General features: G+C 34.9%; 7 protein-coding genes and 1 pseudogene. 6 read left to right on the top strand and 2 right to left on the bottom strand.

Annotation, left to right across the window (positions count from 1 at the left end):
• Positions 1-138 precede the first annotated feature (138 nt).
• A complete protein-coding gene (locus tag AC0L0O_RS22840; protein WP_473786144.1) occupies positions 139-3384 on the top strand; it encodes a M60 family metallopeptidase in 3246 nt (1081 codons plus the stop codon).
• Between the two features lie 501 nt (positions 3385-3885).
• Positions 3886-7719 carry a putative mucin/carbohydrate-binding domain-containing protein gene (locus AC0L0O_RS22835; protein ID WP_001982868.1) on the top strand — a complete coding sequence of 1278 codons (3834 nt, stop codon included), beginning with the start codon at positions 3886-3888 and terminating at the stop codon, positions 7717-7719.
• 41 nt (positions 7720-7760) lie between these two features.
• Here AC0L0O_RS22835 and AC0L0O_RS22830 read toward each other — a convergent pair whose 3' ends face one another.
• Positions 7761-8399, bottom strand: coding sequence for an NAD(P)-dependent oxidoreductase (locus AC0L0O_RS22830; RefSeq protein WP_000689887.1), 639 nt, complete (start codon positions 8397-8399; stop codon positions 7761-7763).
• Positions 8400-8693: 294 nt separating this feature from the next.
• Between AC0L0O_RS22830 and AC0L0O_RS22825 the strand changes: the two genes are divergently transcribed.
• From AC0L0O_RS22825 to AC0L0O_RS22810, 4 genes and pseudogenes are all read left to right on the top strand, one after another.
• The gene (locus AC0L0O_RS22825) at positions 8694-10133 is read left to right on the top strand and encodes an alanine/glycine:cation symporter family protein (RefSeq protein ID WP_000346384.1); all 1440 of its coding nucleotides are present in this window, start codon (positions 8694-8696) and stop codon (positions 10131-10133) included.
• Between the two features lie 296 nt (positions 10134-10429).
• The gene (locus AC0L0O_RS22820) at positions 10430-11611 is read left to right on the top strand and encodes a NupC/NupG family nucleoside CNT transporter (protein ID WP_000673854.1); all 1182 of its coding nucleotides are present in this window, start codon (positions 10430-10432) and stop codon (positions 11609-11611) included.
• 352 nt (positions 11612-11963) lie between these two features.
• Positions 11964-13145 (top strand): NupC/NupG family nucleoside CNT transporter, encoded by a 1182-nt coding sequence (locus tag AC0L0O_RS22815; protein ID WP_000706846.1) that lies wholly within the window; start codon positions 11964-11966, stop codon positions 13143-13145.
• A 92-nt stretch (positions 13146-13237) separates the two neighbouring features.
• A pseudogene (locus tag AC0L0O_RS22810) lies at positions 13238-13472 on the top strand (hypothetical protein).
• Positions 13473-13497: 25 nt separating this feature from the next.
• Here AC0L0O_RS22810 and AC0L0O_RS22805 read toward each other — a convergent pair.
• Entirely contained in the window at positions 13498-14004 is a 507-nt protein-coding gene (locus AC0L0O_RS22805; RefSeq protein ID WP_000949392.1) for a ferritin, read from the bottom strand.
• Positions 14005-14052 lie beyond the last annotated feature (48 nt).

The following is a 14052-nucleotide window of genomic DNA, read 5'->3' as shown; positions in this document are numbered from 1 at the left end:
GGGAAATGCGGTAGTAATTGATACGAGTGCGCGAAGTGTTAGTCTACTCATTAAATGTTTTTATAAAGATAATAGGATTACTTATTAAATGAATATATAGGATAGTTTCTCTAAATAAAGGAACAGGGGACACAGATTATGTCGAAGAAAAAGACGAGTAGGGTATTAGCAGCTGGTATATGTATATCTACATTATTATCACCAGTAGCTTTTGAAGCATCGAAAGGATATGCCGCACCTTTGGAAGAGAATAAGGGCGGAAATTTAGAAGAGGTTAAAGAGAATAAATTTGAGCAGAGAGTATTTCAGTTGCCGGGGAAAGGTAGTGTAGAAGAAAACAGAGATCGTTTAAAGATGCAATTTGCCTTTTCACCTAATGAACCAACTGGGATTTATGCGAAACCAGATGAAGAAATTGTAGTTGAAATAAAGGGAAGCCAATCTATTAAAGCGTTTATAGGGACGCGAGCTTATGACAAGGAAGGGCCAAAAGAGTTCGACTTGAATCCTGGTAAAAATATTATTTCTTCGCCCAGCGGCGGTATTTTATACTTTTATAATATGAATAATACCGGGGAAGTTACAGCGACTGTTACAAGTGGAGGTACTCATTTTCCTCTATTTATACTAGGGAAACATACGAAAAAAGATTGGGATGCAATGCTAGAAAAATATAAAAACCCTTACGCAATAGAATTAAAGGGTGATAGAAGTTTAATAACTACAAGTTATGAAAAAGTAGAAAAAAATATGAAAAAAACGGATCCAACAGAGTTAATGAAAAAACATGATGAAGCAATTCGGATTGAAAATGCATTATCTGGATTATCGGAAGATGGCATTGGAGTTGCGAATTCAGGGAAACATTATATTCAATTTATTGAAGCAAAATATCCAACTAGCCCTTTTATGTATGCGAATAATTACCTTACAGGATACGCAGAAGATTCAATAGAATTTGTGCTAGATATTGAAAAATTCACAAAAGATGGTTGGGGACCATGGCATGAAGTAGGACACATACATCAGCAGGTACCTTGGTTATCCGAGGGAATGGGTGAGACGACTGTTAACATTTATAGCTTAGCTGTTCAGTTGGCCTTTGGAAATAAATCGCGAATGGAAGTAGATGGGCGTTATGAAGAGGCATTTGCTTATTTGAACCAACCAGATGACCAAAAGAATTTTGATAAAGCAGATCCACTTATTATGTTTTGGCAGTTACATTTAATCTATGGGGATCAGTTCTATCCGAAGCTACATCAAATGTATCGAGTGCTATCTGATACAGAATATTCTATGTTAGATACTGAAGAGGTTATTTCGAGTAGAGAGAAAAAGCAGATGTTCATATACATGGCTTCAAAAGCATCGGGACAAAATTTAATTTCTTACTTTGCGAAATGGGGATTACATGCAGAACCGGATACGATAGAAAAAGTAAATAAACTACAATTACCTGAACCGAAAAATGAAATATGGTTATCGAGAGATAGTAATCCGATTCGTGAAAAACAAGTGGAAGCATACAAAGTTCCTTATGGGGAAGCAGTTAATACAGTACCAGATATTTTAATAGGTACAGAATTTGATGAGAAAAAGGCAAGTGAACTTGTAAAGAATCTAGGGGCAAATGTAAAAACGACAGGGAAAATAGTATGGCCTAAACAAGAAAATGGAAAACAAACTGTGAATGTAGAAATTGTGGATGCAGAAGGAAATGTAAATGCAATTCCTGTACCAGTTAACGTTGTGTATGGGGATAGTATGGCATTTAAAACATATTGGAATACTAACGGTGTGTTAACGTTACGTCATGAAGATAAGAAATTCAATATGACATTAGTAAGAAATATATTGAATCATAGTTATCGAGATAAAAAATATGTAGGTGTTACGATCTATGATGCAAACGGAAATGAAAAGAAGAATGTTTCAGCCGAAGGACATGAGGGACTAAAGAATTTCGTGAAAGAGTTAGATGGAACGTCGTTCGAGTATGGAGATATCGTTAAGGTATATCATATCCAGCCAGGTTATTTAGAATGGTATGATGACAATAAACGTGTAGACCAAGGGGAAGCTAAAAAGAAAAAGGAAAAACTATTTAAAATTACCCCGCAAGGATATGAATTAATTGATGGTTTACAAGAAGTAACGGCAGTACCGCAAAAAGTAGTAATTGGAACAGATGTTGAAAAATTAGAAGCGAAAGACTTTGTTCAAGTGAAAGACGGAGAAGTAATTGGATTTGTAGAAAAACCAACTACAACAAAAATCGGCGAACAAAAAGTAAAAGTAGAAACGAAAGATCGTTTAGGAAATAAAGCGGTGACAGAAGTTCCTGTAGAAGTGATTTATGGAGATAGTATTATGTTCTTCGGTACATGGTATGGTGGAACAAACATTAAATCGATTGTAACGTTAAATCATGAAGAAAAGAAATTTAGCGTAACAGATTCAGCAGGTAAAATGCATACTGCATTTGCAGATGAGAAATATATGGGAATGACTGTATATGATAAAGATGGAAAAGAGAAAAAAGCTTTGTCTGTAAAAGCATCTGAGAATACGAAAGTATTTGCAGAACAATTCAATGGAATGACATTTGAATACGGAGATGTAGTGAAAGTATATCAAAGAGAATTTGATAGATTTAAAGTGTACAAAAAGAACGAACTAGTGGATACGCAGTATGGTGTTCATGAGGTGGTCTTTAAAGTGACAGAGCAAGGTTTCGAGAGAGTGGAAGCTCAACAAGAAGTAACGGCAGTACCGCAAAAAGTAGTCATCGGAACAGACGCTGAAAAATTAAATGCAAAAGACTTTGTTCAAGTGAAAGACGGAGAAGTAGTAGGATTTGTAGAAAAGCTGAATACAACGAAAATCGGTGAACAAAAAGTAAAAGTAGAAACGAAAGACCGTTTTGGAAATAAAAAAGTGACAGAAGTACCTGTAGAAGTGATTTACGGAGATAGCATTATGTTCTTCGGTACATGGTATGGTGGAACGAATGTTAAGTCGATTATCACGTTAAATCATGAAGATAAAAAGTTAAGTACAATAGGTTCAGAAGGTCCAGTTCATACTCAATTTAAGAATGAACAATATATGGGTCTTGCTGTATTCGGTAAAGATGGAAAAGAGAAGAAGCAAATGATCTTAGAAGGCATGGAAAATACAAAGGCATTTGCGGAACAATTTAATGGCATGTCATTTGAGTATGGTGATGTAGTAAAAGTGTATCAAGCAGAGTTTGATCGCTTTAAAGTATATAAAAACAATACATTAATCGATACAACATATGGTGTGAATGATGTATTCTTTAAAATTACGGAAAAAGGTTTTGAAAGAACAGAAGGAATACAGGGAAAGACAGTTTAAAGAAGTGTTTAAACCTTATGTAATAGAAAAGTTCATAAAACATTTTGTTTTATGAGCTTTTTGTTATGCGGGATTTTAAGTAAGAGGTAATTAATTATTTTGCAATATCATTAATATAATAAAATTCGAACGTTATAATTAATGGATTATATTCACAAAATTGTAATATTATTCGTATTGTGAAGGCTATCAAACAAAGTAGAAAGCGTGTAAAATTCAGTTGGAAAAACTGCCTATAGATGGTCATATATGAATAAAATGTAAGATCCTATTGTTATTCATATTTTTAGATGTATAGATGACAAGACTAAAAATATCTTTTACTATTCTCTTTTTGTAGGAAGAGAACTCATCACCAATAGAGAGGAATGAGATAGTAATAGATACAGGTGCGCGAAGTGTTAGTCTATTCATCACATGTTTTTATAAAAATAATAGGATTACTTATTAAATGAATATATAGGATAGTTTCTCTAAATAAAGGAACAGGGGACACAGATTATGTCGAAGAAAAAGACGAGTAGGGTATTAGTAGCTGGTATATGTATATCTACATTATTATCACCAGTAGCTTTCGAAGCATCGAAAGGATATGCCGCACCTTTGGAAGAGAATAAGGGCGGGAAGTTGGAAGAAAGTAAAGAGAATCGTTTAGAAGAGCAGCGAACATTTCATTTGCCTGGGAAAGGTAGTATTGAAGAAGAGCAAAAACGATTAAAAGTACGTTATGTACTTTCAGCGAATGAACCAACTGGAATTTATGCAGCTCCAAATGAAGAAATCAAAATTGAAATAAAAGGAACACAGTCCATTAAGGCATTCATAGGAACGAAGTCATATGATGAAAAAGGGTTTGAAGAATTTGAGTTAAAGCCTGGAGAAAATAATATTTTATCTTCAAGAGGTGGAATATTGTACTTTTATAATATGAATAATGATGGTGAAGTAACGGCTTCGGTTATTCATGGAGGAAGCCATTTCCCCTTATTTGTCTTAGGGAAACACACGCAAAAAGATTGGGATGCAATGTTAAAGAAGTATAAAAATCCTTATGCAGTTGAATTGAAGGGTGAGAGAAGTTTAATTACTGCAAGCCCTGAAGCAGTGAAAAACTATATGAGAGAGACGGATCCAGTAGAGTTAATGAAGCTGCATGATAAGATTATTCGTTTTGAAAATTCTGTAGCAGGATTATTTGAAGATGGTTTAGGGGTGGCCAAAGCTCCAAACCACTATATTCAATTTGTTGAAAAGAGAAAACCGGATAAAGGTGATTGGATGTTTGCTACTAATTATCATACTGGTTATATTCCAGAGACAATGGATAGAGTTTTAAATATAGAGAGATTAAAAGAAGATGGCTGGGGGCCGTGGCACGAAGTGGGGCACTTACATCAACAAGCTCCTTGGTTTTGGTCAGGAATAGGTGAAGTTACTGTAAACATATACTCGTTGTCTGTTCAAAGAATGCTAGGGAATAAGTCAAGGCTAGTAGAAGAGGGGAAATATGAAAAAGCCTTTTCTTATTTAGGGAATCCTGATGCTCAAAAATTGATGGATGAATTTGAGAAACTAGTTATGTTTTGGCAACTTGATTTAGTTTATGGAGAGCATTTTTACCCTAATTTACATCAAATGTATCGTTTGTTGCCAGAATCTGAAATGCCTGCTTCAGATGAAGATAAAAAGCAAATGTTTATTTATATGGCATCAAAAGTGGCTAAACAAAACTTAGTGCCGTTTTTTGAGAAATGGGGATTAAGTCCAAATGATGAGGTTAGAGAAAAAATTGGAAATTTAAATTTACCTAAATTAGAAAAGGAAATATGGAAAGCAACAGATAGTAATAGTATTCATGAAAAGCAAGTGGAACCATACGGCGGGCTTCCTTATGGTGAAGCGTCTAATGTGGTGCAAAATCTCATCGTTGGTGCGAATTTTGATGAAAATTTAGCAAGTAGCCTTGTTCAAAATTTAGGTGAGAATGTAAAAGTAACGGGTAGAATTATTTGGCCGAATCTAGAAGCTGGAAAAAGAGCGGTATTAGTAGAAATTGAGGATGAGAAAGGACAGAAAAACTTTATTTCTGTTCCAGTTAACAGTCTGTATGGAGATACTATGGTATTTAAAGGTTACGGTAATGAGGTGAATTCTGTTATAACGCTCCTTCATGATGAAAAGAAAATTAATGTTTCTTTTATTGGAAATGAGTTCCACGATCGCTTTAAAAATGAAAAGTATGTAGGAATTACCTTATATGATAAGGATGGAAATGAAAAGAAAAATATTTCTATAGAAGGGCAAGAAAATTCTAAAAAAATCGCTTTACAATTTGAAGGTGTTGAACTTCAATATGGCGATATTATGAAAGTGTATCATGCAGAACCAAGTCGTTTTGATTGGTATCAAAGTAATAAACTTGTAGACCAAGGTGATGCTAAGCGTAAAGAGGAAAAATTGTTTAAGATTACTCCACAAGGATATGAACGAATAGATGGTATACAAGAAGTAGAAGCAGTACCACAAAAAGTAGTGATCGGAACAGACGCTGAAAACTTAGAAGCGAAAAACTTTGTTCAAGTAAAAGGTGGAGAAGTGATTGGTTTTGTAGAAAAACCGGATACAACGAAAATCGGTGAACAAAAAGTAAAAGTGGAAACGAAAGATCGCTTTGGAAATAAGAGAGTGACGGAAGTTCCAGTAGAAGTGACATATGGAGATAGCTTAGTATTTAAAGGGCTCAAATATAATACAGATATTAAATCCATTGTAACGCTGCAACATAATCAGAAAAGGTTTAGTGCAACGGCTGACTCAAATCAAGTGCACCATTATTTTAAAGAAGAAATGTATTTTGAGTTCGCATTACTAGATTCAAATGGAAAAGAGAAAAAGAAAGTAACTGTAAAAGGTGTTGAAAATGCAGAAGAATTTGCAAAAAAGATTAATGGCTTAGAGTTTGCGTATGGTGACGTTGTTAAAGTATATCACGCAGAATCGAATCGTTTTAATTGGTACCAAAATAATGATTTTATCGGTCAGGGTAAGGCGGAAGTAGAAAAAGAATTAATCTTTAAGGTGACCGAAAAGGGCTTTGAGAGAATGGAAGCTCAACAAGAAGTAGAAGCAGTACCACAAAAAGTAGTAATCGGAACAGATGCTGAAAAACTAGAAGCAAAAGACTTTGTTCAAGTGAAAAATGGAGAAGTAGTAGGTTTTGTAGAAAATCCAGATACAACAAAAATCGGTAAACAAACAGTAAAAGTAGAAACGAAAGATCGTTTTGGAAATAAGAAAGTGACGGAAGTTCCAGTAGAAGTAGCGTATGGAGACAGTCTTGTATTTAAAGGACTTGAGTACACAGGTGCCGGTAATATTAAATCGGTTGTAACATTGCAACATGATGCGAAGAAGTTCAGTGCTACAGATCAACATAATAAAGTGCATGGCAATTTCAAAGAAGAAACATACTTTGGATTTACATTATTAGATCCAAATGGAAAAGAGAAAAAGAAAGCGACTGTAAAAGGTGTCGAAAACACGGAAGAGTTTGCGAAAGCGATTAATGGATTAGACTTTGAATACGGTGATATTGTAAAAGTATATCACGCAGAATCAAATCGCTTGAATTGGTATCAAAGTAATAAATTTATCGATCAAGGTAAGGGAGAAGCAGAACAAGAATTATTATTTAAAGTAACCGAAAAAGGTTTTGAGAGAATGGAAGCTCAACAAGAAGTAACGGCAGTACCGCAACAAGTAGTAATCGGAACGAATGCTGAAAAGTTAGACGCTAAGCAATTTGTTGAAGTAAAAGATGGAGAAGTAGTAGGTTTTGTAGAAAATCCAGATACAACAAAACTCGGTGAACAAAAAGTAAAGGTAGAAACGAAAGATCGTTTCGGAAATAAGAAAGTAACGGAAGTACCATTGGAAGTAATCTATGGCGATAGTATAGTCTATCAAGGTGTGTCCAATGTAACACGTTCGATTGTTACATTAAATCATGACGAAAAGAAATTACATGCAACATTTACAAATGATACGATTCATTATCGTTTTGTAAATGAACAATATATAGGTCTTACGATTTATGATAGAGATGGAAAAGAGAAAAAACATGTAACAGCAGAAGGGCAAGAGACTTCAAAGAATTTTGCTGAACAAGTAAATGGCACTCCATTTGAGTATGGAGATGTTATTAAAGTGTATCATGCAGAACCGAGTCGTCTAAAATGGTATAAAAAGAGTAACTTAGAAGAGCAATTAGCTTTAACGGAAGTTTCGTTTAAAGTTACTCAAAGTGGATTAGAACAAGTAAAGGGAACTTTATAATAAAAAATGCGCATAGATACAATATCTATGCGCGTTTTTTATTATTCAGCTTCAGAAACAACTGTGAAGCGTTCGTTTACGTGTTTTGGATTTTCGATTTCATCAAGTGCCGCAACTGCGAAGTCTTCGTAACTTACGTAGCTATCACCTTTTGAGTTAACAAGCAGGTTGTCTTTGCCAGCTGTATAAGAACCAGTACGTTTTCCTAATGCAAATAGTGCAGAAGGGCTGATGAATGTCCAAGTAATATCGTTTGTTTGTTGCAAGATTTCTAAGTTTTTACCTTGGTTTTGAGCTGTTGCAAGGTATTCGCCTGGGAAACCTGGTGTCTCAAATACACGTGTTGTTTTCTCTTCGTCTACAAATAAGCTTCCAGCGCCGCCGACTACAAGTAATTTTGTGTTAGGTGCACCTTTCATCGCTTCAATAAGTACGTTTCCTGCATCTACGTGAAGGTGTTCTTGTCCTGCTGGAGCACCAAATGCATTTACAACTACGTCGAATGCTTGTAAGTCGTTAGATGTAAGAGCGAATACGTCTTTCTCTAAAACCTTTACGTTTTCTTCTGTAATTTTTGCAGCATTTCTTACGATTGCAGTTACTTCATGTCCGCGATCTAATGCTTCTTTTAAAATACGACTTCCTGCTTTACCAGTTGCTCCAATAATTCCGATTTTCATAATAAATCCCTCCAAAGTGTTTTGTTAACGTGTATATCTGAAAGTGAATGAATGTGTTGTAATTATGTTTGTTACAACTAGATGTAATCATTATAGTTACAGATAGGTGTGTTTGTCAAATGGTTTAATGAAATAAGGTTGAATTTAGTTTGTTCATTTTTCTAAAATAATGATGTTATGTTTGGTAACAATTACATGTTAGAAAACCTAACATTTTTTTGTCGAAAATTGTTGATTGTTTAAAGTTTTTAGAATATAATTTTCTTATTGTTAGGAAGAGGGGGCAATGCAATTATGGATTTTTTAGCTAAGGTAATTGGGGATATAAATAATGTCCTTTGGTCATATATCATTATTGCGATGTTAATTGGGTTAGGACTTTACTTTTCGTTTCGTGTGAAATTTGTCCAAGTTCGTTACTTCGGTGAAATGATTCGATTGCTTGGGGATGGGGCAAGCTCGAAAACGAGGAAGGCGCAAAAAGAGAAGAGCGGTGTATCGTCATTCCAAGCATTTTGTATGAGTACAGCTTCTCGTGTAGGTACTGGTAACTTAGCTGGTGTAGCTATCGCAATCTCAGCAGGTGGACCAGGCGCAGTATTTTGGATGTGGTTAATCGCGGTAATTGGGGGTGCTTCTGCATTTGTAGAGAGCACATTAGCGCAAATTTATAAAGTAAAAGATGGGAATACGTTCCGTGGTGGCCCAGCGTATTATATGGAAAAGGGTTTAAATAAACGTTGGCTTGGAGCTATTTTCTCTGTATTAATAACAGTAAGTTTCGGATTAATTTTTAACGCTGTACAATCTAATACTGTAGCAGCTGCTTTTGATGGGGCATTCAAAACAGATAGTAGATTAGTAGGTCTTGTAATGGCTGGTCTACTTGCAGTTATTATTTTCGGCGGAGTAAAACGAATTGCTCGCGCGGTTGAAATGATCGTTCCAGTAATGGCAATTATTTATGTAGCAGTGGCATTATTCGTTGTTGTAACAAACATTACGGCAATTCCATATGTATTTAAAGAAATTTTCTTACATGCTTTCGGAATTAAAGAGGTAGTAGGCGGAGGATTAGGAGCTGCGATTTTACTAGGGGTAAAACGTGGATTATTCTCAAATGAAGCTGGTATGGGTAGTGCGCCGAACGCGGCTGCGACTGCAAACGTAACGCACCCAGTTAAACAAGGTTTCATTCAAACTTTAGGGGTATTTACAGATACATTATTAATTTGTAGTTGTACAGCATTTATCATTCTTTTATCAGATGTGCATAATGCAGCTGATTTAAATGGCATTCAATTAACGCAGCAGGCGTTAAGTCAACATATCGGTCCATGGGCTTCTATATTTGTAGCAGTGGCAATCTTCTTGTTTGCATTCAGTTCATTAGTAGGTAACTACTACTATGGTGAAACAAATATCGAGTTCTTAAATGGAAGTAAAGTACTATTAAATGCATACCGCATTGCTGTACTTGGTATGGTTATGTTAGGTTCTGTAGCAACAATTCAAATCGTTTGGGATTTAGCAGATTTATTCATGGGAATTATGGCTGTTATTAACTTAGTGGCAATCGTATTCCTTTCTAAGTACGCTTTTGCGGCATTATCAGATTATGTAAAGCAAAAGAAACAAGGAAAAGATCCAGTCTTCTATGCAAATTCTATTCCAGGTCTGAAAAATACAGAGTGCTGGGAAGAGCAAGTAGCAGAGAAAGAAAAAGCGATATAATGAGGTGAGCATCAAGTGAAACTTGATGCTCATTTTTTTGTTTTATCCAGTTATTTGTTAGAAGCAAAAGACGAACATTAATGGATGTTTCATAATAAAATGTAATTTTTTTAAGAAAAGTGCGGATATGAGATGTGATTTATGTTAGAATGGAAAATGCCTTTGAAACAAGAGGTTTTATGATTTTTCCTATCCGATTGAAAGTTTTGAAGGAGAAATGGAAAGTTCGGATTATTTCTCGTTTTGAGTGGTCAGACGTTCAACGTTAATGAAGAGTTAAATGGAGGATTTTATTAATGAAGTTTGTTATGTTTCTTGTAGGATTACTCGTTGTATTTGTACTCGGTTTTCTTATAAGTGCCGATCGAAAGAAGATTAAGTATAAACCAATCGCAATTATGCTTGTTATTCAGCTGGCGTTAACGTATTTCTTATTAAATACACAAGTTGGTTATATTTTAGTAAAAGGAATTTCAGATGGATTTGGCGCACTTCTTGGATATGCGGAAGCTGGAATCGTTTTCGTATTTGGTGGTCTTGTTAATAAAGGAGAGGTTTCATTCTTCTTAACAGCGTTATTACCAATCGTATTCTTTGCCGTTTTAATTGGAATTCTGCAACACTTTAAAATTTTACCGATATTTATTCGTGCTATTGGTACGTTGTTAAGTAAAGTAAATGGTCTAGGAAAACTAGAATCATATAACGCAGTAGCAGCTGCTATTGTTGGGCAAGCGGAAGTATTTATTACAGTAAAAGATCAATTAAGTAAAATCCCAAAACACCGTTTATATACATTATGTGCATCTTCCATGTCGACAGTATCGATGTCAATCGTCGGTTCTTACATGAAAATGATCGAACCAAAATATGTAGTAACAGCACTTGTATTAAATTTATTTAGTGGTTTCATTATTATTCATATTATTAACCCGTACGATATTACAGAAGAAGAAGATACACTGAAATTAGAAAATAAGAAAAAACAGTCATTCTTTGAAATGTTAAGTGAATATATTATGCTTGGTTTCACAATCGCGATAACAGTAGCAGCGATGTTACTTGGTTTCGTAGCATTGATTACAGCAATCAATAGCTTGTTTGATTCCATGTTCGGTATTACATTCCAAGCTATTTTAGGATACATTTTCTCACCATTAGCATTCGTGATGGGTATCCCGCAAGCAGAGATGGTAACAGCGGGACAAATTATGGCAACGAAATTAGTATCAAACGAATTTGTTGCGATGCTTGATCTTGGAAAAGTAGCTGGTGATTTATCAGCTCGTACAGTTGGTATTCTTTCTGTATTCCTTGTATCATTTGCGAACTTCTCATCTATCGGAATTATCGCAGGTGCAACGAAAGGTATCGATGAAAATCAATCAAATGTTGTATCATCATTCGGTCTACGCCTTGTGTACGGTGCGACATTAGTAAGCATTCTATCAGCAATCATCGTTGGTGTTATGTTATAGAAAAAGATGGCCCTAGCTCATAGCTAGGGCTATTTTTTATGGTAAATTTTCATGAAAAAACCAATTAATTAGGAATATATTAACATATAAAAATCTTTTTAAATTTATATTGCATTTCTATTAGATAACGCTTACAATTTGATTTGTAGGTGGTATCAATTTCAGACTTTCAAGTATGGTAGGAGAGAAGAGACTACCTTTTATAAATTGCAATTTATGTAAACGCTTACTGATTTTAGATGACAGTTGAATAGTATTTAGGGGTTTTAAATTTTTTTAACATCAATGGTCAGACGTCATTCGTTATACGTTATACGACCAATAATTCGTGGGAGAAGTGGAGGATTCACATATGAAAATCGTAATGTTTCTAGTCGGTTTACTTGTAGTATTTGTACTAGGGTTCCTTATCAGTTCAGATCGCAAGAAAATTAAATATAAACCAATTGCACTTATGCTTGTCATTCAATTGGTACTTGCGTATTTCTTACTAAATACAAAGGTCGGATTTGTATTAGTAAAAGGGATTGCAGATGGCTTTGGCGCTATTTTAAAATTTGCGGAAGCAGGGGTTAATTTCGTATTTGGTGGTCTAGCAAATGATGGACAAGCACCATTCTTCTTAACAGTATTATTACCAATTATTTTCTTAGCAGTACTAATTGGGATCTTACAACATATTAAAATTTTACCGATTATCATTCGTGCAGTCGGTTTCCTATTAAGCAAAGTTAACGGTTTAGGAAAACTAGAATCATATAATGCGGTAGCAGCTGCGATTGTTGGTCAAGGGGAAGTATTCATTACAGTAAAAGATCAACTAAGCAAATTACCGAAAAATCGTTTATACACACTTTGTGCATCTTCAATGTCAACAGTATCGATGTCAATCGTCGGTTCTTATATGAAAATGATTGATCCAAAATATGTAGTAACAGCACTTGTACTAAACTTATTCAGTGGATTTATTATCGTTCATATTATTAATCCATATGACGTAAAAGAAGAAGACGACATTTTAGAATTACAAGAAGATAAAAAACAAACATTCTTTGAAATGTTAGGCGAATATATTATGCTTGGTTTCTCTATCGCTGTAACAGTAGCGGCGATGTTAATCGGTTTCGTAGCATTAATTACAGCAATTAACGGTGTATTCGATTCAATTTTCGGAATCACATTCCAAAGCATTTTAGGGTACATTTTCTCACCATTAGCATTCGTAATGGGTATCCCAACATCAGAGATGCTAACAGCAGGACAAATTATGGCAACGAAATTAGTAACGAACGAATTCGTTGCAATGCTTGACCTTGGTAAAGTAGCTGGTGATTTATCAGCTCGTACAGTAGGTATTTTATCTATCTTCCTTGTATCATTTGCGAACTTCTCATCTATCGGGATTATCGCAGGTGCAACGAAGAGTATCGATGGCAAACAAGCAAACGTTGTATCATCATTCGGTTTAAAACTTGTATACGGTGCAACGTTAGTAAGTATATTATCAGCGGTTATCGTTGGGGTTATGCTTTAATAAAATGGTAAAGAAGTCGTTTGTCTCTTATTTAGGAGATGAACGGCTTTTTTATTTTGGTATGATAAATAATACAGGGAGGGAGAATGAAGTTGAAAGAAGCGGATAGTTTAAGGAAGTTTGATGAGATTATAGAGAACATTGATCAATTAACCGGAGAAGATGCTAGAACCTTTTTGAAATTCATACATGGATATTTAAGCATAGTAGAAGAAGGGGGATGGAACTTTTACTAGCAGTGACTTTGTTGAAAAGGTTTCAAAGTTTTATAAGAAGGATTTGGCTAAGGTTATTGAGCTGAGAGAAGAAATAAAAAAATCACCTTAATACATTCATTAAGGTGATTGAAATACTACTCAGCTGGAGGCGTAAATGTACGTTTCTCTAATTCAGCATCTAGCATAAATAATGCGTTTGAATCGCTTGTAATACGCTTTAATTTTTGGATGATGCTATCGAATGAAGCTTCTTCTTCTACTTGCTCATCAACAAACCATTTTAAGAATGTAATTGTTGCGTGTTCACGCTCATCCCAAGCGATATCAGATAGGTTGTAAATACGTTTTGTTACTTCACGCTCGTGCTCAAGTGCTACTTCAAAAGCGTTCAGTACAGATTCATATTCATTATTCGGATTATCAAATCCAGTAATAATAGCACGCTCACCGCGGTCATTAATATAGTTGTAAAGCTTCATTGCGTGGAAACGCTCTTCTTCAGCTTGTACAAGGAAAAAGTTAGCGAATCCATCATAGCTCTCCGCTGTACAGTAAGCAGCCATTGCCATATAAGCGTGGGCAGAGTAAAACTCAAAGTTCATTTGATCGTTTAGTGCGTCGTGCAATTTTTTAGATAACATAAAATCCCCCTTAGTATTGTGACAAGAATATTATACCATAATTGATAA

The organism is Bacillus sp. GS3m_15504 (genome assembly GCF_055825275.1).
Note: the sequence above shows the minus strand (reverse complement) of the source record. Positions and strands in the feature narration are given on the sequence as shown.